The organism is Gordonibacter sp. 28C (genome assembly GCF_003339845.1).
In the GTDB taxonomy this organism is placed as follows: domain Bacteria; phylum Actinomycetota; class Coriobacteriia; order Coriobacteriales; family Eggerthellaceae; genus Gordonibacter.
On sequence record NZ_PPTR01000005.1, the window covers coordinates 177,034 to 200,639 of the forward strand.

The window sequence follows — 23,606 nt, forward strand, 5'->3', positions numbered from 1 at the left end:
GGTCGGTTTCGGGCGGAATTCCGACCGTCTCGGGCGACAACGTCTCCAAAGCCCGGCGTTTCGCGCGAAGCACGTTGCGTTACAAGTGGGCCTTCGCGCGTTCCGTCGTGCTAGAATGGGCGCATCGGCGGCAATGGGAAGGAGCGGGCCATCTCCGATCGCGAGCATCGAAACGGGGCTGCGGACGAACGCGCGGCCGCACGTGCGCGCCTCGAGGCGCGTCGGGCCCGCTTGCACGAAGAGGAGGAACGCCCCTCTCGATCCCGGGTGGCGCCCGTCGATCGCGGACCTTCGAAGAGCCCCGCGCGAAACGCCGGCTCGTCTTCTCCCGCCGCATCCCGGACGGCATCCGCCGCCTCGACGATCTCGTCGTCCGTCGGCAAGGCTTTCTCCGTCATGCGCGATGTCGCCTCGAGGCTTTTCGGCATCCTCGGCCCTCGCGGCGCGCTCGTCGCCGCTGGCGTGGTCGCGATCGTGCTCGTCGCGGTCGTCGTGTTCGCCGTGCGCGTTTGCGCCGGCGACGCGCAGGAGCCCGCCGGCGGCGTCCAGACCGCCGAGGAACAGGGGCAGGAGCCGGCGCCCGAGACGGTGTCGGTGCCCGACTACCTCGATGCCGACCTGGCCGCCTCGCTCATGGAAGCCGCCAAGGGCAACGCCGACGTGGCCTGGGTGGCCAACCATGCCGACGAGTACGCGGTCGACGGCGACGCGGTGCAGTACAAGCTGCTCAAACTCGCCGCAAGCGAGCCCGAGGCCGTGCCGTTCGTGCGCGCCTTTCCCGAGAGGTACCCAGCCGACGCGGGGGAGGCCTCGGGCGGCGAGCGGACCCAGGGCGGCGCGCCGCTGCTCTTCCAGTGGGACCAGCGCTGGGGCTACACGGTGTACAGCTCCACCACGTTCGCGCTCACGGGCTGCTGCCCCACGTCGCTTTCCATGGTGTACCAGAGCCTCACCGGCAAGAGCGACCTGTCGCCTTACGACCTGGGCGTGCGTGCGCGAGAGGGCGGGTACGAGACGCAGTTCGACGGAACCGACGCGACGTTCCTGCTGAACGAGGCCCCCTCGCTCGGCTTGTCGTGCGCGCAGATCGACGTCAACGCCGACGCGCTCGCCGCGGCGCTCGCGGGCGGAGGGCTCGTCATCTGCAACGTGGGCCCGGGGGACTTCACCTCGGCGGGCCACTTCTTCGTCATCGCGGGCTTGAACGACGACGGCTCGCTCGTCGTCAACGACCCGTACTCGGCCGAACGCTCCGCGAAAGGGTGGGACGTCGGCCAAGTCCTCGGCCAAACCCAGGCCCTCTACGCCTACCGCCGCGCCTGACGACGGCCTGCGGGCTCGGCGAGCGGACGAGCCGTCTCCGCTTTAGCTGACCTTCTTTTGCGCATCTGCACCATTTCCCTCTGTCGGTTCGATAACAGGGGCGCAGGTGAGCCTTGAGCGTGGTACAATACCCGCCATGACAGACCAGACGCAAATCACCCTCACGGCGCCCACGAGCGTGAACATGGCGCTCGTCGTGGGGCAGGCAGACGAACTCCTCCACCTCGTGCAAGACGCGTTCCAGGCGCGCATCACCGTGCGCGGCGACACCATCGTGCTCGAGGGGGACCCGCTGGAAGTGCAGTCGCTCACGGCGCTGTTCTCCGACCTCATCAAGCTCGCAGAGGGCGGCGACGAGCCCACGGCCGACTACGTGCGGCGCGCCATCGACCTCTTGCGCACGGCGGAGTTCTCGCCCCAGGCGCTGCGCGAGGACATCCTGCTCACGTACCGCGGCCGGGCCATCCGCCCGAAGACGGCGGGCCAGAAGCGCTACGTGGACGCCATCCGCACCCACACCATCACGTTCGGCATCGGGCCGGCGGGCACCGGCAAGACCTACCTCGCCATGGCCATGGCCGTGGCCGCGCTCAAGCGCAAGGAGGTCGGCCGCATCATCCTCACGCGTCCCGTGGTGGAGGCGGGGGAGAGCCTGGGCTTCCTGCCCGGCACCCTCACCGAGAAGGTCGACCCCTACATCCGCCCGCTCTACGACGCGCTGTTCGACATGACCGACATGGAGCGCGCCACCCAGCTCATCGAGAGCGGCGTCATCGAGATCGCCCCGCTCGCGTTCATGCGCGGGCGCACCTTGAACGACAGCTTCATCATCCTCGACGAGGCGCAGAACACCACGCCCGAGCAGATGAAGATGTTCCTCACGCGCCTGGGATTCGGCTCGAAGATGGTCATCACGGGCGACGTGACCCAGCTCGACCTGCCGCGCGGCATCTCGGGGCTCAAGGGCGTGCGCTCCATTCTCGAGAACATCGACGACATAGCGTTCTGCGACTTCACCGGCAAAGACGTGGTGCGCCACTCGCTCGTGGCGGCCATCGTGTCCGCCTACGACGAAGCCACCAGGAAGGCTTAGGAACATGGACATCCAGATCAACTACGACTACCGTAAAGACGAGCTTGAGAAGCTCCCGCTGCACGAGCTGGCGCAGTTCGTGCTCGCCCGCGAGGACAAGCCCTTCAACACGGAGGTCTCCGTGAGCTTCGTCACCGACGAGGCCATCGCCGAGCTGAACGAGAAGTACCGCAAGAAGGAAGGGCCCACCGACGTGCTGTCCTTCGAATGCGACGGCGTGGACGACGACCTGTCGGCCATGACGCTGGCGGAGGATCCGGTCTACGAGCTGGGCGACGTGGTGATCGCCCCCGACGTGGCCGGGCGCCAGACGCGCGAGTTCGGCACCACGTTCGAAGAGGAGATCAGCCTGCTTCTGGTGCACGGCCTTTTGCACCTGTGCGGTTACGACCACATCGAGGACGACGAGGCCGAGGTCATGGAGAAGCGCGAGGCCGAGATCCTCGAGGCGTGGTCGAAGCGCACGGTGTAGCATGGCCGCTGAAACGGCGATAGAAGACGAGCTCGTGAACACTCCCGACGAGGACGACGAGGACGAGCGGGGCGAGAGCGCCCGCTGCGGCGGCTCGGGCTTCGTGCGAAACGACGCCGACAAGGGCGCGCGCTCGCGCTTCCCGCTCGTCTGCGCGTTCAGGTGCGCCTGGGACGGCATCGCCTATGCCGTGCGCACCCAACGCAACATGAAGATACACCTGGTCATAGCCGTGCTCGCCGTGGCCCTGGGCTTCGCGTTCGGCATCGACACGGCCTCGTGGGCCGCCGTCATCCTGTGCATCGCGGCCGTGTTCGCGGCCGAATGCGTGAACACGGCGGTGGAGTCGGTGGTGGACCTGGTGTCGCCCGAGTACCACGAACTCGCGCGCCGCGCGAAGGACTGCGCGGCCGGCGCCGTGCTCATATTCGCCGCCGTGGCCGTGGTGGTGGCCTGCGTCGTGTTCATCCCGCCCGCCTGGGCGCTGGTGTTCGGCTGAGGCGCGCCCGACAGGAAGCAAGGCATGCCGGGGCTACCGGCTCGACGACAAGGAACGATCAATGGAATCTAACGCGCCCGAGCACTTCAAGTCGGGGTTCGTCACGCTCGTGGGGCGGCCGAACGCCGGCAAGTCCACGCTCATCAACGCCATCATGGGCAAGAAGGTGGCCATCACGTCCGACACGGCGCAGACGACGCGGCACCGCTTCCGCGCCGTGCTCACGCGGGACGACTTCCAGCTCATCCTCGTGGACACGCCCGGCTTGCACAAGCCCCATGACGCGCTCGGCGAGGAGCTGAACACCTCGGCGCTCAAAGCGCTCGAGGACGTGGACGTGACGGCCATGCTCATCGACGCGTCCCAGCCCATCGGCCGCGGCGACGAATGGGTGGCCGAGCAGCTGAAGCGCGTGCGTTCCAAGAAGATATGCGTGCTGTCCAAGGTCGACTTGGCCACGCCGAAGCAGATCGAGGCCCAGCGCGAGGCCGCCGAGCGCCTGGGCTCATGGGACGCCATGGTGGGCCTCTCGTCGGCCACGGGCAAGAACGTGGAGGCCTTCGTGGAGGAGGTCGTGTTCCTGCTGCCGGAGGGCCCTTCCTGGTTCCCGGCCGACATGGAGACCGACCAGCCCATCGACGTGGTGGTGTCCGAGTTCATCCGCGAGAAGATCCTTCGCTCGTTCCACGACGAGGTGCCCCACGCCATCGGCGTGCGCGTGGAGGAGATGGAGTACGACAAGAAGAAGGACCTCCACCGCATCTTCGCCGTCGTCTACGTGGAGCGCGACAGCCAGAAGGGCATCATCATCGGCAAGAAGGGCGCCGCCATCAAGCAGATCGGAACCGAGGCTCGCGCCGACCTCGAGCAGTTGCTGGGCACGCGCGTGTATTTGGACCTGTCCGTGAAGGTGAAGAAGAACTGGCGCCGCGACGCCGCCCAGATCCGCCGCTTCGGCTACGGCGAGGGGGCGTAAACCTTCATTGTGCGCCGGTTGAAACCACAAAGGCGATCCACCATGTTTGCCTGATGCGCCCCTCGTTCGGCCCATTTGGGCCGAACCTTTCCTTTCTGGTCAAATGGAGGTCTACAATGGCATTTGAGCGGGAAAGCGATCAGCCATTGCGTATGACGGCGGATCGTTGGGGAAAGGGGAGATCGTGGTTGACATCGGACAAAAGGTTCGCCTTCGCTTTGCGGGCACGCTCGATGACGGAACCGAGTTCGACAGCAGCGTGCGGCGCGGCGAGCCGTTCGAACTCGTCGTGGGTTCGAAAACGATGTTGCCTGGGTTCGAGAAAGCCGTGAGCGAAATGGAAGTCGGCGACAAGCGCGTCGTGCGCATCCCGGCCGACGAGGCGTATGGCGCGTACGACGAAGCTCTGATCCAAACCGTATCCATCGACTCCCTGCCTGGTGCCGAACGGCTGTATGCGGGCGACATTGTCGCACTATCCAGTCCAGCCGGACCGCTGACTGTTAAGGTCGTCGAAGCGAACGAGGGATCGTTGACCCTCGATTTCAACCATAAGCTTGCCGGCAACGATCTGACTTTCTTTATCGAGCTTGTATGCATCGTGCATGAGTCGGCAGTCGAGCATGAAAAGCATCCGACAGGATGTGCATGCGGCTGCGATCGGCTGAAGCAATCGCTTGCTTCGTGAGATGGAGAGGTGGCGCGAAAGAAGGCGACGGGGAGAGCAGGCTTGTATGGACGAAGCAGGAAAGCCCAGGGTATTTGCACGTAAGCGCGTGATCGGAGAGGTTTCCGTTCGCGACATGGACCATGAGCGCTCTTTGCTGATCGGAATTGATGATCGCGCATACCGCGAAGTCGAGACTAACATCTGGGCTGCGGGTGAGGTGCCGGACGTGTTGTATCTGGGAACGGGAAGGCACGGAGGGGGTATCGTGCTCAGACCGTTGTATGTGCTGGCCGATGGCACGTGGCTCAACGTGTCGACTGGTCGCACCGCGCCATTCGACACGTTGCCTGCTGTTTGACCAGCAGTTGGCGAGGGTGTGCGTTCTTCGCCAGCTGGTTCTTTCTGAAGGGATCGGTAACGCGATGGAAGACAATCGACACGATGCGGAACCGCCTTCGCTCCATACCTGCGAAGGCATCGATCTTCGCAGATGGCGTTTTCGCTGCGAGGGTCTGGCGCGCATCTGCGAAGCAACTGCTTGGTCTGTCGAGCCCGACCTCGTCTACCAGCGCATGACCGATGTCGTGGCCGAAGTCCTGCACTGCAGCCAGACGCACCTGCACCTCATAACGGTGGACGGAGACCAGTTCATCAAGCTCGCCTATCATACCTCCGAACAACAACAGGCATTCCATGAAAGCGTGCTGTTGTCAACGACGGGGCGTACGCAATGGATGATGAGGACACACAAACCTATTGTCATGGATTACGAGCACCCCAACTGCGAGGATGAAATTCCGCCCGAGGCGTACGAGAGCGGCCTCAAAAGTGCCGTAAGCATTCCTCTTCTGGCAGGTGACGAGTTGGTGGGTATGTGCTCGATTGTATACGAAACAGCGGTCGAGTGGAGCGAGGACGGACTTGCCTTCCTGTTGCAGATCGGCCGTGTGCTGGGCGTAGCCATCCAACGGATTCAGATTACGAAAAAAGCCAGCGAATTGCAGATTCTGGACGAGCGAAAACGCCTTAGCTCGGAGATTCACGACAACATATCGCAGCTCGTCGGTTCGCTTTCCCTGAGTGTCGCCGCAGTTCTTGCATCCTACGAGGCGGACGACGACGATGCGGTGCGAGCCGATCTTGAGCGGTTGGAGACGATGAGCGGAAAGGTCATGCGAATCCTGCGCGACGAGATGCTGTCGCTGCGCATCCCCCTCGAGCACACAGATGGGTTCATCACGGGCATCGAGGACTGTCTAGCCCATTTTGAGTCCAGCTGGGGTATTCCTGTTGACTTCCACCGGAGAACATTGAGCAAATCGCTCGTCGTGTCCCTGCAGACGTCGCTGCAGTTGACGCGTATTCTTAACGAGTGCCTCTCGAACACGCTCAAGCATGCCGATGCATCGCATATCGTCGTAACGGTGGAGGAAAGCAACCGCTGTCTCACTATGACGATGGAGGACGACGGGCACGGCTTCGATCCAAACACCGTGCCGCCAGAGCGACTCGGCCTCAAGATCATGCACGAACGAGCCGCCGTGGTGGGCGGCAAGCTTACCATTATTTCGGATGCGAGCGGCACGACCGTCTGCATCGACATTCCGAAGAACAGGTTGGACGGCATGAGAGGATAAGGTGCATGGACAAAACCGGAACTGCGGCTCACGAAAAACCCGCACGGGTGCTTCTTGTGGACGACCAGGTGCTCTACCGAGAGGGCCTGTGCGAGCTGATGCACCGTTGGCCGGAGTTCGACGTGGTGGGCGAAGCTTCAAATGGCAAAGAAGCCGTGGAGTTTTGCCGCCGGATCGCCCCCGATCTCGTGCTCATGGACGTCCAGATGCCCATCATGGACGGTGTCGAGGCGACGGGCATCATCTGCGGTGCTCATCCCGGGATCGCTATCGTCATGCTCACGGTAACTGACGATGACGAGCATCTATTCAGAGCTCTCTACAACGGCGCACGCGGCTATATTTTGAAAGACATGCCTTCGCGCCAGCTTCGCAACCGCCTGCAAGGCGTCATACGCGGGGGAGGGGTTCTTTCCGATGCGGTCACAGCGCGGGTGCTCCGGGAATTTGGGCTGAGCCGTGCGCAACGCTATTCCGCCACGCAAGACGGAGAACAAGGCACCTTTGCGCAGCTTTCCGACCGCGAGGTTCAAATACTCCGCCTCGTGGCAAAAGGGCTTTCGAACGAGGAGATCGGCGCGCAGCTGTACCTGAGCGCCGGCACGGTGAAAAAGCAACTGAGCGCCCTCATGCAGAAGCTCTATCTGTCCAATCGTGTCCAGGTCGCCGTGTACGCGATTCGTGCTGGCCTCGTCGATTGACCGCACCTTCTTGCATGGGGCCGATCGGCCCCAAAGGGAGCCGATCGGGGCAAGCACCCTTTCATTTCCTTTCGGATCCGACCTGAACGGTACCGTCCGTTTAGGGCCGGCGGAGGATTACCGCCGGCGAGCGGCCTTCTTACAATGTCAATCACGCGAACCTCTAAGAGGGGGTCGAGATTCCTGTTGTGGGAAGGAGAACAGATGAAGGAAGAGAAGAGCGGCACGGCCGTCGGCGCATGTGGGGAGCCGGAGACGACCACGTTGCAGAGCATCGCCTGCGGCGGCACGGGAGGCGATCTGACCGCAGTTGACGCCAAGGACGGCAAGATTGTCCGCATCCGTCCGATCAACTACCTGGACACCTACACCGAGGAGGAGCTCGAGCCCTCGATGTGGAAGATCAAGGTGAGGGACGAGGTGTTCACACCCGGCTACAAGTCGGCTCCAAACTACTTCGCATTGGCCTATAAAAACCGCGTGTACTCGAAGAACCGCGTACGCTATCCTTTGAAGCGCGTGGACTGGGAGCCGGGCGGTGACCCCGCCAAGATCAACGCCGCCAACCGCGGCAAGTCGAAGTTCGAGCGCATCACCTGGGACGAGGCCCTTGACATCATGGAATCCGAGGTCAAGCGCATCGTCGAGAAGTACGGTCCCTACTCGGTGCTCACCATCGGCGAGGACGGCCACCGCGAGTCGAAGAACCTTCATGCTGGCGGCGGCATGCACTCGACGTTCATGAGCAAGCTGGGCGGCTACACGCGAGAGGTGCGCACCCCCGATTCAGTCGAAGGCTGGTATTGGGGCGCCAAGCACTTCTGGGGATCGGGCTGCAACAAGGGGCTCGGCATGCCGGCCCCTCCGCAGACCGGCTACAACCCGTGGCACGTCCTGAGGGACATCTCCGAGAACTCCGAGCTCATCGCGTTCGCCGCAGGAGACTGGGAGCTCACGCAGAACTACGCCAGCCAGATGTGGTCGCGCCTGCTCAAGTTCTGGGAAAAGGTGGGCAAGGAGTTCGTGATCATCGATCCGTTCTGCAACTACACGGCGGTCTGCCACGATACCATGAAGTGGATCCCCATCCTGCCGAACACCGACGCGGCGCTCGACTTCGCCGTTATGTACGTGTGGATCACCGAGGGCCTGTACGACAAGGAGTACGTCGACACGCACTCCGTCGGGTTCGACAAGGTCAAGGCCTACGTCCTTGGCGAGGACGAAGAGGGCATCGCCAAGACGCCCGCCTGGGCTGCCGAGCGTTGCGGCATCCCTGAATGGACCATCAAAGCGTACGCGCGCAATCGCGCGAAGAAGGTCACAGCTTCGGTTCACTTCAGCTCCGGCGCCATCAAGGGTCCTTACTCCCACGAGCCCGGCCGCACCCATGCCTACCTGTTGGGCATGCAGGGTTTCGGCAAGCCCGGCGTGCAGCAGGCGTTCATGAACGCGTCGCTTATCGGCAAGGAGACCATCGCCCGCTCGACATCGGCGCCCTTCTCGTCCATCAACCAGTGCCGCATGTTCTACCCTAGCGAGCAGAAGATCCCGCGCACCCTCATCGCCGACGCTCTGAAGAACGGCCATACGGAATGGTGGGGCTCTCCCGCCATCGTGTACGTCGAGACTGCCGAGCAGTTCCAGATGAACAGCTACCCGACGACACCGGAAACCTACGCTGCGGCGCTCGGCACCGTGTCGCCCGAGCTGGCGCGCTCCCAGGGCAAGTCCCTCGAGGAGCTGCAAGCGGCTCTCGACGAGAAGCTCCAGAACATGCCCAAGTTCGACAAGATCCACATGCTGTGGTCCGAGAAGCCCTGCAATATGAACTGCTGGGACGGCGGCTTCAACTACCAGGACGCCATCCGCACCGACGAGGTCGAGTTCTTCGTGACCAACCATCAATGGCTTGAGAACGACTCGCTGTTCGCCGATCTGGTGCTGCCCGTTACGACCTGCGTCGAAGACAACGACGCCATGGGTGGCTCGATGGTGGTCTCGGTGCGCCACGACTCCCTCACGCCTCCGGCTTGCGAGCGCGTCGGCGAATCGAAGTCCGACTTCGAAATCGCCTGCGAGCTTGGCGAGCGCTTCGGCGTTCGCGAGCAGATCGACATGGGCATGACCCAGGACGAGTGGATCAAGTACGGCTTCGAGCAGTCACGCCTCGGCGAAGAGATCACCTGGGAAGAGCTCAACGAAAAGCGGTTCTACATTCCGAAGCAGGACCCCGACCAAGATCAGGTGCTGCCCGGTATGCGCGGCTTCTACGAGGACCCGGAGAACTGGCCGCTCGACACACCGTCCGGCAAGCTCGAGTTCTGGTCCGAGGCCCTGGCCGAGAACTTCCCCGACGACATGGAGCGCCAGCCCATGGCGAAGTGGGTCGTCGGCGGCTCCAAGGAGGACGGCTGGTCCCATGACGAGACCCTATGGGGCGAGCGCTGCCACGACTACCCGCTGCTACTAGTGGCGAACCCCGCCCGCTTCCGCGTGCACGTGCAGGGCGACGATATCAAGTGGTTCCGCGAGATCGAGACCGTGAAGGTAAAGGGCAAGGACGGCTACGACTACGAGCCTATATGGATCAACCCCGCCGACGCAGCTGCCCGCAGCATCGAGGCCGGCGACATCGTGAAGATCTACAACGAACGCGGCACTATCCTCACGGCCGCCTACCTCACCGAGCGCGTCATTCCGGGAGCGGTCATGATCCACAAGGGGTCGCGCGTCGATCCCATCGCCCCGCACTTGGATCGCGGCGGAGCGGCCAACCTTATCAGCCCGAACAACCAGGTGTCCAAGCACTGCAAGGGCTTCGCGGTCTCGGGCTATCTGGTGGAAGCCGCCAAGGTCGAGGACGCCGAGATGGACCAGTGGAAGCAAGACTACCCCGACGCCTTCGCGCGCGACTACGATCCGGCGATCGGCATCAACTACAGCTCCTGGGTCGTGGAGTAGAAAGGGAGACTCATCATGAAGGCTTTTCTCATCGATTTGGATAAATGCGTGGGCTGCCACGACTGCCAGATAGGCTGCAAGGACGAGCACGTGGGCAACGACTGGTCACCCTACGCGAAGCCGCAGCCCGAAGTGGGGCAGTTCTGGCTCAAGGTGAACCAGTACGAGCGCGGCGCACGCCCGCATGTGAAGGTCACCTACATGCCCGTCATGTGCAACCACTGCGAGAACGCGCCGTGTATGGACGCCGCCAAGGACGGTGCGGTGTACCGCCGCGAGGACGGCCTCGTGCTCATCGACCCGGCGAAGGCGAAAGGCCAGAAGGCCATCGTGGACGCTTGCCCGTACCACGCCGTTTACTGGAACGAAGAGCTGCAGATCCCGCAGAAGTGCACGGGTTGCGCGCATCTGCTCGACGGGGGGCATCCCATCAGCGTGCCTCGCTGCGTGGACAACTGCCATGTGGACGTTATCACGTTCGGGGAGGAAGCGGACCTCGACCTCGAGGGCACCGAGGTGCTGCACCCCGAGTGGGGTACGAAGCCGCGCGTGTTCTATCGCGGCCTGCCCAAGAAGTTCATCGCTGGTACGGTGTACGACCCCGAAACCAAGGAGGTCGTCATCGGCGCAACGGTTACGGCGACGGGCGAAGGGGGAACCTTCACCGCCGAAACCGACGACTGGGGCGATTTCTGGCTGCGAGGCCTGCCGAATGCCGACTGGACGCTGACTATCGAGGCCGGCGGCAAGAAGAAGGTGCTTGAGGTGAGCACAACCGAGAAGGACCTGGGCCTGGGCGACGTAGCCCTGGCGTAAAGATGCTGTTCGGGCGGCTTCGAAAGGAGCCGCCCGAACAGGAAACTAGAGGCGCCCGAACGGCAGGCGAATGCGCGGTTGCGGGCGGGTAGAGGCAGGAGCGAACCATGTGTTTCAGACCAGCTGAGGTATCGATGAAAAAATGCCCTCAATGCGGCAAGGTCAACAAGCCCATAGCGACAACGTGCGAAGCGTGTGGAGCCGAATTAGACAATGCGGTCAAGGACTTCGACGCCGACCAGGCGAACCTTGATTCGGCGATGAAAATCCCGAACGCCCCCAAAGCCCCTGCCGCCCCCAAGGCTCCGGGGGCGCCCCGCCCGTAACAACGACGCCGAGACGACAGAGACGTATCAACAACAACAAATCGAGTTAGCTTCTACGGACTAATTTGCGAACGGAGGCTCCGTCATGTACGAGAGGCTTTTGAACAAGTACGCCATAAACCAGTTGGGTTACGTGGTGGACGACCTTGAAAAGGCGGCCCTTTCCCATTCAAGGCTCTTCGGGTCAGGGCCGTTCGTCCACTTCTCCGCCCCGGAGCCCGAGAGCACGATATTCCGAGGCGAGGAGGTAAAGAACACCGTGGACGTGGCCTACGGCATGTACGGCAACTTGCAGATCGAGCTCATCAAGCCCACGAGCACCGACCCCACCCCCTACAACGTGCCGGGGCGGTTGGGTTTCAACCACTTTTCGGTGTGGGTCGACGATTTCGAAGGCGCCGTCAAAGACTTCGAAGAAGCAGGATTCGAGGTTGCCATGCTCATGAAGTCGAGCGGGGGATTGACGGTCGCTTACGTCGACTGCCTTGACCTGTGGGGGCATTACGTCGAGATACACAATCCCCAGCCGTACCTGGTCGACATGTGCAGGAAGCTTGCTGAAGGGTGGGACGGGTCGGACCCGTTCCGCAAAATGGGCACGTGACGTGCTTCGGGGCATCTCTGGATCCCCGGGCCTGTTAATCCAAAACCTTAAGGAGGGGTAATGGATATGACAGATACCAAGAAAACGGAAGTGCAGCAGGGAGAAGAGGGGAAAGCGGGCAACCCGTTCTTTATGGCGCCGAAGAGAAAGAAGATGTTGACGCTCGTCGGCATTTACATCTGCCTCGTCGGCTGCATCTTCCAGTCATCCACGGCATCGACGCTTTTGCCGATGGCGGCCACAGAGATCGGCGGTCTCGATTACTATTCGCTGGCAAACACGCTCTCGGGCGCCGTCGGCGTTATCGCCATGCCGCTTTGGGGGCTTTTCGGCGCAAAGAACCCCGCTGTCAAAAAGCCTTTGTTCGTCGTTTCGATGGCATGCGGCCTTGTCTGCCTGATCGGCCGCGCGGTCGCGGGGGACATGACGTTCATGATCGCCGTGTCGCTTTTCTGGGGTCTTCCCAGCGCCGGCCTTTACGTCATTGGCTATTCCATGATGCGCGATATGTACGATTCGAAGACGGCCGGCACGTATTTGGGCATTTGCGCGACCATGCAGTCCGTCGGTATGCTCGCCGGACCCGTGGTCGGAGGCTTGGTCATGGACTTCGCAAGCTGGCGCGCCGCTTGCGTGCTGATCGCGGTTATCATCGCCCTGGGCACCGTCATGGTTTTCCTCGGCGTCGGCGCAACGAAGCAGGAGGCCGCCGGCATGGCTACCGCCACGGGCAAGTTCGACGCAACCGGCTCGCTCGCCATCGTCGTGTGCCTCGGCTGCCTCATCTGCGGGCTTTCTTTGGGAACGAGCTTCCTACCGTTCGGCGGCATGTCCAGCAATATTGTTTTCATCTTGGCCGGTGTCGCGCTCGTTGCGCTCGTTGCCATAGTAGCCAAGAAGAAGGATTCCGCCGTCGTTCCGCTCAGCGCGCTCAAGAACCGCAACACGCTGCTCTTCACAGCGGGGAGTTTCTTCAGCATGTTTTCCAACATGGCCATATTCTTCTTCATTCCCATGTACGCCATCAGCGCGATGGGCTTGTCTGCCACCGAGGCCGGATTGACCACGTCGATGCTCTCCATCGTCGGGTTGTTCATGGGGCCCATACTGGGCCGCATGATCGGCAAGGCCGGCAACGCACGCGGCGTTCTTGCGGTCGGCAGCCTGCTTCGCATCCTGATCGCGCTCGTGCTCATGTTCTTCTTGGCGCCCGACCTGAACATCTTCGTCTTGTACGTGATCCTGTTTGTCGGCGGATTTTATAACGTCACCTTCGGCGTCGTGTTCTCCGCTGGTCCGCAGATTCAGCTGCCTGCCAAGATCCGCGTGCAGGGCAACTCCGTAATCCAGCTCGGCCAGAACTTCGGCGGTTCCGTCGGCACGGCTATCTACACGATCATCCTCGCAAGCTTCGGCGTCGTGGCCGGCATGCCGATCGCGTTGACGATCTCCGCCGTTGCGGCAGGCGTTGCGCTCGTGTGCTCGCTGTTCCTAAAGAAGCTCGAAGGCCAAGAGCAAGGCTGACGGGCTGGTATGCGGATGCGGCCTCCCGCGTCCGCTACGAACCTTCGTTTCGCATGGATACCATGCGAGAAGCAAGACAGGACGTTTTCTGAAAGGAGTACCACCATGGATGGCTCAATGAAGCAACTGATCTTCAAGACCAAAGGCGAAGTGGAATTGACCGAAGTCCCCATTCCCTCATACGGGGACGACGGCGTGCTGATCAAGGTCGCCTACGCCGGCATATGCGGCTCGGACGTGCACGGATTCACCAAGGGCGGCAGGTATGGCGGCATTGGAGACGGTTCGAAGTTCGGGCACGAGTTCGTCGGCACCATCGTCGAGGTCGGGGCGAAGGTGAAGGAGCTGGCCGTGGGGGACCGGGTGTGGATCGACCCCACCTTCAGCAACACGGACCCGCGCTTCTGTTGCATGGCGGGCGGTTTCGGCGAGTACTGCGGCACTTACAAAGCGATCAAGGACGAGACGGTCTTCGTCATCCCCGATAACGTGCCGCTTCGCAGCGCCGCCCTCATCGAGCCGTTCGGCGTCGCCGTGCACACGAAGAACCGCGGCGGCGTGCAGGCGACGGACAACGTGCTCATGTGGGGCGCGGGACCGATCGGCCTCATGGGATGGGCGGCCATGCGGCACCAGGGCGTCGAGAACATCTTCATAGCCGAGCAGATGCCCGAGCGCATCGAGTTCGCACGCAACCTGGGGGCCGATGTCTTCGACAACACCGAGAAGAGCGCCATCGAGTACGCCGGCGAGAAATTCGGCATCGCCAGCATCAACTCCTACGAGCGCGCCAACGTCGACCGATACCTTGACTACGTCGGCCTCGGGGCTCTCATCAACGAGTACATGGAGAACGGCCGCTGCAACTCGACGTTCGCGACGCTCGGCCTTGACTCGCGCCCGATCACCATCAACCCTGCCGAGTTCATGAGCAAGCAGTTCACGGTGACGGGCTCACGCGCCTATGCGCCAGAGGACATCAAGGAAGTCATCGAGGTGCTCCAGGACGGGGCCGTCGACATCGCGTCGATCATAACGTCGGAGTTCACGCTCGACCAGGCGATGGAGGCCTTCGAGACCGCTTGCGACAAGAACAAGGGCATGAAGGTCATTTTTAGGATGAACGGCGAGTAGCCGTTAAAGCGATCCGGCAGCTTCCTCGGCAGCAAGGGGAGATCACTCGCTGAGGGGATGCCGGATCATCGAGAAAGGAAGAGAAATGGCACTGATAGGGAAACTCCAAATCGTAACCGGCGGCACCTCCGGCATGGGCCTCGCAAATGCGATAGGACTTGGCGCCTACGGTCCCGTGCTCGTCGGCGGGCGTAGCGAGAAGCGCCTGGAAGGCGCCCTTGAGCAGTTGAAGGCGGCGGGCGTCGAGGCTTACGGCAAGACCTGCGACGTCTCCGATGCGGGCTCGGTCGAGGAATTCGCCCAGTACGCCCGAACCATCGGCGATATCGGCAGCGTCGTCAATGCGGCGGGCGTCGATTGGGAGGGCGTCACTCCCGATATGATCATCGACGTCAACATGAAGGGCGTCGTCAACACCACGGAGACCTTCTTTCCTTATCTTGACGAAGGCGTCATGGTCCATTACTCCTCCATCACGGGCTATTTCTACACTCCCTTCGCTGAAGACCTTGCCGTCTGGAACGATCCGACCGCCGAGGATTTCAGGGAGAGGTGGAAGGCAGCGGTGGCTGCCGGAAAGCATCCGAAGCCGAGCTTCCTCGACGACGGCTACACGTACTATGCCGGATCTAAGCGTTTCGTCATGTACTACACCATGGCCAACACGGTTCGTTTCGGCAAGAAGGGGGCTCGCATTTTCTCCATCGCCCCGGGTTCCTTCGACACCCCGATGCTGCAAGGCGGCAGCACCGACAAGGCGAGCATCGCCGAGGGGACCGCGTTCAAGCGTTTCGGCACGCCCGAGGAGATGGCGGACCTCGTCGTGAAGCTCATGGGCCCCGGCCACGATTACCTGACGGGGTGCGACATCATCATGGACGGCGGAAAGTACGCCATGTCCGTCGTCAAGCAGCTCGATTAAGCGAACCGGCTCCGTCCCTTCAAGGGGCGGAGCCTTCCCCAAGAAGCAAAAATCCTTCTGCGGCGGGCGTCCACGGAAGGGGAAGGGGCCGCAATGCGCGATCAGAATTTGTTTGCAGTGTTCATAGAGCCCCTCTCGGAGCCGGGTCTGGAAAGCCTGCGGAACCTCGATGGATCCGATGTGCTGGTGGTCGGCGCCGTCGGAAGGGGAGGGGACGATCGAGACATGGGGATCGTGGCGGGTATAGGCCCAACGGGGTTTCCCGTCGAGGACGAATCGAAGTTCGCCGACGTGCTCGGCCATGTGGGTGCAGACGTGCTCGTGGACTGCGCAGGCGATCTTCGGCGAACGGCATCGTTGCTGAAATCGGGCTTACGTCTGGGTGTCCCCGCACTCGTTTGGGTGCCGCCCTGCGGCTTCGAGAGCAACGACTTTGTGGAGCTGGGCGAGCTCGACGAAGCGGCTTTGGAAGGAGGGGCGCCGGTCGCGTTCTTCGAAGACCCAAAGGATATCCAGACCGGCATCTCGGTCGCGCTGGCAGGACCATCCGGCATCGTTCCCTTCCAGCTCTATTAGCGTACCTGGGTCTCTCGAACAATCAGGCAAACAACCGCTTCCCTTGCCGATAGGGTTGTCGGCTTGGCTTGAACCACGTGATGGATCGCCTGTGGTACGAGGGCCGTCGACGCGGACGAACATGCACGCCCTGCGGATTTCGCACGCAGGCTGAAGAAAAGGAGGAGGATGATTATGCGTATCGGTATACCGAAAGAGCCTTTCGAAGGGCAAACCTTGGTCGCCGCGTCACCCGACACCGTCGCCAAGCTCATCAAGCTGGGCTACGAGATCGCCGTCGAAGAGGGCGCGGGGGCCCGTGCCGGCTACTTCGACGACCAATACCTCGCGGCGGGCGCCGAGATCGTCGGGAAAGAAGAGGCGTGGGGCAGCGATATCGTGACGTGCCTGGACACGCCGCCCGCTGAGGAGCTCTCATTGGTCAAGAAAGGGGCGACACTTCTCGCACGCATGAATCCGGGTGCCAGCCCAGAGCTTATCGGAAGGCTCGCCGTCAAAAACGTCACCGCGCTGGCTCTCGACATGGTGCCACGCCTCTCGCGCGCCCAATCGCTCGACGTGCGTTCCTCGATGATGAACGTGGCGGGCAACCGCGCTGTCATCGAGGCGGCCAACCGATTCGGTCGCCTGTTCGCCGGCCAGGTGACGGCAGCCGGCAAGGTGCCGCCTGCCAAGGTCTACGTCATCGGCGTGGGCGTCGCAGGTTTGGCAGCTATCGGAGCCGCAGGCTCCATGGGGGCAGAAGTGTCCGCCACCGATGTGCGGGCCGAGGTTGCCGACCAGGTCGAGTCCCTCGGCGGCACCTTCGTAGAGATCCCCGTCAGGCAGGAATCCTCGGACGGCTACGCCAAGGAGCTTGCAGAAGAACAGCAGAAGGCGGTTCTCGAGGTCTACAAAGAGCAGGCAGCCAAAAGCGACATCGTCATCACGACCGCCCAGGTTCCTGGACGCCCGGCCCCGCTCTTGCTCACCGCCCAGGCGGTCGCCGGCATGAGGCCCGGCTCCGTCATCGTGGACATGGGCGCATCCGGGCTGGGAAGCAACTGCGAGCTCACCCGGCCTGGCGAGGCCTACACGACCGAGAACGGGGTCACGATCATCGGCTACGGCGATCTGCCGAGCCGGCTTCCGGGACAGTCCTCACAGCTTTTCGGGCAGAACGTCGTGAACCTGTTCAAGCTCGCCACACCCAAAAAGGACGGCGTCCCCATATGGGACGCGGAGGACGAGGTCATCCGGGGCATGCTGGTGACCGTCGAAGGCAAAGTCATGTGGCCGCCGCCTCCAGCTAAGGTGTCTGCCGCTCAGCAGCCTGCCCAGGCGGCGCCCGCCGACGAGGCGCCTGAAGCGGCCGAGGCGCCCGCCTGGAAGAAATGGTGGTGGAAGGTGGCGCTGGGGGTGCTGGGCGTGGCGCTCGTCCTGACGGCCCCTACCGAGATGGCTGGGCACTTCATCGTGTTCGAGCTGGCGGTCGTCGTGGGATTCTATGTCATCACGAGCGTGACCCACACGCTCCACACGCCGCTCATGTCGGTGACGAACGCCATTTCGGGAATCATCGTCGTGGGAGCCATCCTGCTCGCAGGGTCGAGCAACCCCATCGTGGCCGCCCTATCCTTCGTTGCCATGGTCATCGCAAGCATCAACGTGTTCGGTGGCTTCCTGATCACCAACCGCATGCTCAAGATGTTCGAGAGGAGCTCTGAATAATGGACGCCTTCCTGCTTATGGGCTTCGACGCCTCCGCCGGAGTGCTCGACGCCTTGACGCGTTTCCAATCGCTGGCCTACATCCTAGCGGCCCTCCTGTTCATCTTGGCTCTCGCCGGCCTGTCCAAGCAAAAGACCGCCCGGCAAGGCAACGCCATGGGCATCGTCGGCATGGCGATCGCGCTGGTCGCCACCGTCGCGGTGTCGGTCTTCCAAGATCAGGAGGCCGCGGTCTTCACCATCGCCTTGATTCTGGCCGCGGTCCTCATCGGAGCGGCGATCGGCATATGGAAGGCCGCCAAGGTCCAGATGACCGCCATGCCCGAGCTCGTCGCCATGCTCCACTCGTTCGTCGGTGCGGCTGCGGTGCTCGTGGGCTTCAATTCGTTTCTCACCGAGCCGGGCATGGCGGGGGACGCGTCGAACGCGTTCCATATGGGCGAGGTCGGGCTGGCCGTCTTCATAGGCGCAGTGACGCTCACCGGGTCCATCGTGGCCTATTTGAAGCTCTCGGCGAAAATATCGGGCAAGCCGCTCACCTTGCCGGGCCGCAACGCCATCAACCTGGTCATGATCGTCGCTTGTGTCGCGTTGATCGCTTGGGCCATCAACACCACCGGAGTCGAGGAGGGGTTGGTGCCTCTGGGCATCCTCACCGCCATCTCACTCGTTCTCGGCGCCCACCTGGTCCTCGCCATCGGCGGCGGCGACATGCCCGTCGTTGTCTCGATGCTCAACTCCTATTCCGGCTGGGCTGCGGCTATGGCCGGCTTCACGCTGGGCAACGACCTGCTCATCATCACCGGCGCATTGGTCGGTTCGTCGGGCGCGTACCTGTCCTACATCATGTGCCAGGGGATGAACCGCTCCTTCGTCTCGGTCATCCTCGGCGGTTTCGGCGGAGACGCGCCTGCGAAGTCCGGCGAGGCTCGGGATTACGGCGATCACACGGAAACATCGCCGGATGAGGTTGCACAGCTCCTCAAAGAGTCCAAGCGCGTCGTCGTCACGCCCGGCTACGGCATGGCGGTCGCCCAGGCGCAGTATCCCGTCGCCGAGCTGACGCGCAAGCTCATCGACATAGGCGTCGACGTACGGTTCGGCATCCATCCCGTTGCGGGCCGCATGCCGGGGCATATGAACGTGTTGTTGGCCGAGGCCAAGGTTCCTTACGACAACGTGTTCGAGATGGACGAGATCAACGACGATTTCGGCGAGGTGGACGTGGTTCTGGTCATCGGAGCCAACGATACCGTGAACCCCGCTGCCGAGACCGAACCCGATTCCCCCATCGCCGGCATGCCGGTCATGCGCGTGTGGGAAGCGGGCAAGGTCATCGTGTCCAAGCGGTCCATGGGCAACGCCGGCTACGCGGGCGTCCAGAATCCGCTGTTCTTCAACGACAACACCGACATGCTGCTCGGAGACGCCAAGATTTCGGTGGAGGCCATCATCGCGAGCCTTTGAGGCCGCACGTTCCCGAAGCAGGCGGAAGCGATGCTTGAAAAGGTGATGGGAGAGGCGGGAGAGCGCGACCCCGATTCCCTGGTAGAGCGAAGACGATAGCGCACGAGGAGGTTTCCTTATGGCAACGGCAGGTTTGGCAGGTTTTCTGATCGACGAGAGAAAGGACGATGCGGTCAAAAGCGCTCGAACGCGAGGACGGCTCCAAGGCAAGGTCGCCATCGTCACCGGGGCCGGCAACGGCATGGGCTGCGCCACGGCCAAGCTCTTCGCGGATGAGGGCGCCCATGTGGTTGCTGTCGACGTGCGTGAAGACGATTTGGCCCAGTGGCATGGCGCGCGCGACGTTGTTCCGCTGGTTGCCGACGTGACGCTAACCGAGGACGTTGAACGGCTGATGGCCGAGACCAAGAGGCGCTTCGGACGGCTCGACGCGCTATGCAACATCGCCGGCATCAACGACCTCAACTACCCGCTCGTCGACACGGACGACGAGCGCTGGGACAAGGTTATGGACGTCGACCTCAAGGCGCCCTTTCGCCTGTGTCGCTGCGCCGTTCCCTTGATGATCGAGACTGGCGGCTCCATCGTCAACATCGGGTCGTACGCCGCCCTGCGCGGCAACCACGGCGTAAGCTACACGGCCGCCAAAGCGGGTTTGGAGGGATTGACGAGGAGCATCGCCTTCGAGTTCATGGGCAAGGGTATCCGTTGCAACATCATCCATCCTGGGGGGACTCGTACCGATATCGGCATTCATTCCGGCGGCACATACCATGCAGATGGCAAACGACTGTCGAGCATCGTCGCTGCCATGCCGCAAGGATGGTTCGGCGATGCGGAGGACATCGCACGCGCCTGCCTCTTCCTGTGCAGCGACGATGCCGACCATATCAACGGAGCTGCGATATCGGTTGATGGGGGAATGTGCTGCTGCTGATGCCGTTCCGTCGACGAGGCGCGATGGCGGGCTCAGCTCCTGAAGGATCAACCAGCGTTACACGTGAGGGGGAGTAATGGAAAACGAATCAAAGCAGGTAAGCCAAGCTTCAAAGGCCGCGAATCCGTTCATGGCGGCATCGTCGGCGAAAAAAACGCTCACGCTCGTCGGCATCTACATTGCCGTTGTCGGGTCGATCGTTCAATCATCGACGCTGTCGACGTTGCTGCCGGTGGCTGTGAGCGAAATAGGCGGCCTCGACTACTATTCGCTGGCAAGCACATTGTCAGGCATCGTGAGCGTCGCCGTCATGCCGCTATGGGGATATCTGGGTGCCAAGAACCCGGCCATCAAACGGCCGCTGTTCACGGCTTCCCTCCTCGTCGGAGCGGTGGTCATCTTCGCCCGTGCACTTGCGCCGACTATGATGGCACTCGTCGTGCCGTCGACGCTGTGGGGCTTCGTAAGCGCCGGCATCTTCGTACTCGGCTACTCGATGATTCGCGACATGTACGATCAGAAGAGAGCGGGTACCTACCTGGGAGCCTGCGGCACCATGATGGCCATTGGCATGTTGGCCGGCCCGGTGATGGGCGGATTCATCATGGACGTCGCCAGCTGGCGAATCGTATGCCACGTCATCTGGCCCATCCTGCTCGTGGGCGGGCTCATGGTGTTCTTTGGCGTTAAGGCGACCAAGGAGGAAGCAGCGGGCATGGCCAGCGCGAGTGGCAAATTCGACACGTCAGGAACCATCGCCGTCGTCGTCTTCTTGGCGGCGCTGATCTCCGGACTCTCGTTGGGAACGAGCTTCGCCCCGTTCGGCAGCATGGCCAGCAATGCCCTGTTCGCCGTCGCCCTAGTCGCCCTCGTCGCTCTCGTCTTGGTCATCCGCAAGAAGCAGGGCGACGCCATAATCCCGGCAACGGCTCTCAAGAACCGCAACACGCTGAGCTTCGGCATCGCGAACTTCTTCTGCATGTTCTCTAACATGGCGGTATTCTTCTTCCTGCCCATGTACGTGATCACAGTTATGGGGCACTCTGCCACCGAGGCTGGGCTCGTCACCACCGTGTACTCGTTCGTCGGCCTGTTCCTTAGCCCTATTCTGGGTCGCATGATCGGCAAGGCGGGCAACGCGCGAGGCGTGTTGTCGTTCGGCTGCATCATGCGCATCGTGGTCGCGGGCGCGCTTCTGCTGTTCGTCGCTCCCGACGCCAACATATTCGTCATCTACGTCATCATGGTCGTAGCCGGCTGCTACAACAGCGTGCAGAGCTCGGCGTTCTCGGCCGGTCCTCAGATCCAGCTGCCAGCCGACATTCGCGTTCAGGGCAACTCCCTTATCCAGGTGGGTCAGAACTTGGGCGGTTCCATCGGAACGGCCATCTATACGGTTATCTTGGGCGTGATGGGCGTCGTCGACGGCATGCCCGTCGCGCTGACGGTGTCCATCATCACTGCGGCGTGCGCGCTCGTGTTCGCTCTGCGGCTTAGGAAGCTTGCGGACTGATCGCACAGCTTTGCGTTCGGATTGAAACCGTGAGGGTGTTCCCAGGAACGCCCTCACGAAGATCGCCGCCCCTCTTCTTGCAGGTATTGTCACGAAACCGGCTATCGGTCGGATGCCCCTCCGTATCCGCTGATTTTCCGGTACAATACGCAGCGAAGCTGACTTCGCGAGGGAGACGCATGAGCATGATCTGTCCTAACTGCCGATCTGACAACAAAGAGGGCGCGAAATTCTGCAACGAATGCGGGTTTCCGCTGACGGGGCGCATGGCCGCGGTGGCCGCCGCCTCGACGAGCGACGCGACGCTGCGCTCGATAGCTGCCGATGGGCCGGCCGACGAAGACGCCGCCGCGCCTTCGGTCGACGAGGGACCCGACGGGGAAGGCGTCCCCGAGGCCGCCGAGGCCCCTGGGGCAGGGGAAGGAACGTCCGGGGAGGACGACGCTCCCGAGCCCGCGCCGAAAAAAGACGCCGCAGCGCGCTCCTCGCAAGGTTCGGGCCCCTTGGATCCAGCGAGCCTGCCGGTCATAGGCCTTGCGGGCGTCGACGTGGACGAGGACGGCAACGAGTTCGACTTCGGCGACATCGACGACGCCGACCCGGCAGACGCGCGCGCCGAGGACGAAGGCAGGGACGCCCGCGTGCCGAGCGCGGCGGTCACGGCCGACCTTTCCGGTCTCGACGAGTGCCTCGTGGATCCCGGCTACACGCCGCCCCAGGCGGCCTGGCGCTCGGGCGGCACCATGGAGATGCCGCGCGTCGAGGGCAAGGCCGCCCCGAAGCAAAAGGAGTTCCGTGCGCCCGACCCGCGCGAGAAGAAGCACGGCCGCGGCCGCGTGGTCGTCATCGTGCTCGTGCTGCTCGCGGTCGCCGCCGCGGCGGCAGCCGGCATCACGTACCAGATGGAGATGTGGGGTGGCAAGATCGTTCCCGACGTGACGGGCATGACGCGCGCCGACGCCACCTACCAGCTGGAGGGCAAGGGCTTCACCGTCCGCGCCACGCAGGTGAAGTCGGACGAGACGGAGGGCCTCGTGCTGCTCACCGACCCCGAGGCGGGCTGGCGCGCCGAGAAGGGCACCGAGGTGGTCATCCACGTGGCCGTGGCGCGCACCATCCCCGACGTGGTGGGCAAGCCGAAGGACGAGGCGGCCAAGCTCCTCGAGGCCGAGGACTTCGAGCGCGTGACCTTCGTCGACGAGAAGTCCGACACGGCCGAGGGCACCGTGCTCGCGGTGAGCCCCGACGCGGGCGAGAAGGCGAAGGCCACCACGAACGTCACCGTGACGGTCGCCGTGCCCTTCACGGTTCCCGACGTGGCCAACCAGACCCTCGACGCCGCGAAGGCCGCGCTCGAGGAGGCTGCCTACGTGCCCGAGGTCGCGTACTACTACACCGAGGACGTGCCCGAGGGCACGGTCGTCGGCACGAATCCCGCCGCCGGCGAGAAGCTGGCCTCCGGCTCAATGGTGACCGTGAACGTGGCCAAGTCGCGCGCGAGCGTGCTCGTGGCCGCGGCCAAGGACTACCTCGCCAGCGCCGGCACCCTCTCCATCGGCGGAACGACCTACGAGATCATCTCGGTGGACAGCGTGGAGTACACCGCGTACAACCAGACGTCGTTCACCGTCACGGCGGCCGCCGTGACCACGTTGGACGGCGAGACGGTGCGCGGCTCGGCCAAGCAGAAGAGCGGCACCATCGTCTGGGACGACTCCAACAACATCGTGAGCATCTCCTAGG

Annotated in this window: 22 protein-coding genes; all 22 read left to right on the forward strand. The window is 62.9% G+C overall.

Annotated features, from left to right (window positions below; all coding sequences use genetic code 11):
* The first annotated feature begins 396 nt into the window (after window positions 1–396).
* The gene (locus tag C1878_RS08405; protein ID WP_147272922.1) at window positions 397–1,323 is read left to right on the forward strand and encodes a C39 family peptidase; all 927 of its coding nucleotides are present in this window, start codon (window positions 397–399) and stop codon (window positions 1,321–1,323) included.
* Window positions 1,324–1,459: 136 nt separating this feature from the next.
* Entirely contained in the window at window positions 1,460–2,416 is a 957-nt protein-coding gene (locus tag C1878_RS08410; RefSeq protein WP_114601159.1) for a PhoH family protein, read from the forward strand.
* 4 nt (window positions 2,417–2,420) lie between these two features.
* Window positions 2,421–2,888: an rRNA maturation RNase YbeY gene (gene ybeY, locus C1878_RS08415; protein WP_114601160.1), complete on the forward strand. Its 468-nt coding sequence runs from the start codon at window positions 2,421–2,423 to the stop codon at window positions 2,886–2,888.
* Between the two features lies 1 nt (window position 2,889).
* Entirely contained in the window at window positions 2,890–3,387 is a 498-nt protein-coding gene (locus tag C1878_RS08420) for a diacylglycerol kinase family protein (RefSeq protein ID WP_114601161.1), read from the forward strand.
* A 61-nt stretch (window positions 3,388–3,448) separates the two neighbouring features.
* Complete coding sequence (era, locus tag C1878_RS08425; RefSeq protein WP_114601162.1) at window positions 3,449–4,363, forward strand: GTPase Era; 915 nt, start codon at window positions 3,449–3,451, stop codon at window positions 4,361–4,363.
* Between the two features lie 184 nt (window positions 4,364–4,547).
* Window positions 4,548–5,051: a peptidylprolyl isomerase gene (locus C1878_RS08430; protein WP_114601163.1), complete on the forward strand. Its 504-nt coding sequence runs from the start codon at window positions 4,548–4,550 to the stop codon at window positions 5,049–5,051.
* Window positions 5,052–5,097: 46 nt separating this feature from the next.
* Window positions 5,098–5,391 carry a hypothetical protein gene (locus C1878_RS16605; RefSeq protein WP_158539764.1) on the forward strand — a complete coding sequence of 98 codons (294 nt, stop codon included), beginning with the start codon at window positions 5,098–5,100 and terminating at the stop codon, window positions 5,389–5,391.
* Window positions 5,392–5,455: 64 nt separating this feature from the next.
* A complete protein-coding gene (locus C1878_RS08435) occupies window positions 5,456–6,670 on the forward strand; it encodes a GAF domain-containing sensor histidine kinase (RefSeq protein WP_158539765.1) in 1,215 nt (404 codons plus the stop codon).
* 5 nt (window positions 6,671–6,675) lie between these two features.
* Window positions 6,676–7,371 (forward strand): response regulator transcription factor, encoded by a 696-nt coding sequence (locus C1878_RS08440; RefSeq protein ID WP_114601165.1) that lies wholly within the window; start codon window positions 6,676–6,678, stop codon window positions 7,369–7,371.
* Window positions 7,372–7,575: 204 nt separating this feature from the next.
* Window positions 7,576–10,335, forward strand: coding sequence for a molybdopterin-dependent oxidoreductase (locus C1878_RS08445; RefSeq protein WP_158539766.1), 2,760 nt, complete (start codon window positions 7,576–7,578; stop codon window positions 10,333–10,335).
* A 15-nt stretch (window positions 10,336–10,350) separates the two neighbouring features.
* The gene (locus tag C1878_RS08450; protein ID WP_114601167.1) at window positions 10,351–11,151 is read left to right on the forward strand and encodes a 4Fe-4S dicluster domain-containing protein; all 801 of its coding nucleotides are present in this window, start codon (window positions 10,351–10,353) and stop codon (window positions 11,149–11,151) included.
* Window positions 11,152–11,285: 134 nt separating this feature from the next.
* Entirely contained in the window at window positions 11,286–11,477 is a 192-nt protein-coding gene (locus C1878_RS17090) for a zinc-ribbon domain-containing protein (protein ID WP_369833677.1), read from the forward strand.
* Window positions 11,478–11,562: 85 nt separating this feature from the next.
* Entirely contained in the window at window positions 11,563–12,081 is a 519-nt protein-coding gene (locus tag C1878_RS08460) for a VOC family protein (protein ID WP_114601169.1), read from the forward strand.
* Window positions 12,082–12,141: 60 nt separating this feature from the next.
* Complete coding sequence (locus C1878_RS08465; protein ID WP_114601170.1) at window positions 12,142–13,605, forward strand: MFS transporter; 1,464 nt, start codon at window positions 12,142–12,144, stop codon at window positions 13,603–13,605.
* 105 nt (window positions 13,606–13,710) lie between these two features.
* Window positions 13,711–14,739, forward strand: coding sequence for a zinc-binding dehydrogenase (locus C1878_RS08470; protein WP_158539767.1), 1,029 nt, complete (start codon window positions 13,711–13,713; stop codon window positions 14,737–14,739).
* An 85-nt stretch (window positions 14,740–14,824) separates the two neighbouring features.
* The gene (locus C1878_RS08475) at window positions 14,825–15,661 is read left to right on the forward strand and encodes an SDR family NAD(P)-dependent oxidoreductase (protein WP_114601172.1); all 837 of its coding nucleotides are present in this window, start codon (window positions 14,825–14,827) and stop codon (window positions 15,659–15,661) included.
* Between the two features lie 93 nt (window positions 15,662–15,754).
* The gene (locus C1878_RS08480; RefSeq protein WP_114601173.1) at window positions 15,755–16,237 is read left to right on the forward strand and encodes a hypothetical protein; all 483 of its coding nucleotides are present in this window, start codon (window positions 15,755–15,757) and stop codon (window positions 16,235–16,237) included.
* Window positions 16,238–16,411: 174 nt separating this feature from the next.
* Window positions 16,412–17,947 carry a Re/Si-specific NAD(P)(+) transhydrogenase subunit alpha gene (locus tag C1878_RS08485; RefSeq protein WP_114601260.1) on the forward strand — a complete coding sequence of 512 codons (1,536 nt, stop codon included), beginning with the start codon at window positions 16,412–16,414 and terminating at the stop codon, window positions 17,945–17,947.
* On the forward strand, window positions 17,947–19,413 hold the full coding sequence (locus C1878_RS08490; RefSeq protein WP_114601174.1) for an NAD(P)(+) transhydrogenase (Re/Si-specific) subunit beta: 1,467 nt from the start codon (window positions 17,947–17,949) through the stop codon (window positions 19,411–19,413). Before C1878_RS08485 ends, C1878_RS08490 begins: the two co-directional genes overlap by 1 nt.
* 118 nt (window positions 19,414–19,531) lie before the next feature.
* Window positions 19,532–20,350, forward strand: coding sequence for an SDR family NAD(P)-dependent oxidoreductase (locus tag C1878_RS08495; protein WP_114601175.1), 819 nt, complete (start codon window positions 19,532–19,534; stop codon window positions 20,348–20,350).
* Between the two features lie 76 nt (window positions 20,351–20,426).
* On the forward strand, window positions 20,427–21,863 hold the full coding sequence (locus tag C1878_RS08500) for an MFS transporter (RefSeq protein ID WP_114601176.1): 1,437 nt from the start codon (window positions 20,427–20,429) through the stop codon (window positions 21,861–21,863).
* A gap of 179 nt (window positions 21,864–22,042) precedes the next feature.
* Window positions 22,043–23,605 carry a PASTA domain-containing protein gene (locus tag C1878_RS08505; RefSeq protein ID WP_241963667.1) on the forward strand — a complete coding sequence of 521 codons (1,563 nt, stop codon included), beginning with the start codon at window positions 22,043–22,045 and terminating at the stop codon, window positions 23,603–23,605.
* Window position 23,606 lies beyond the last annotated feature (1 nt).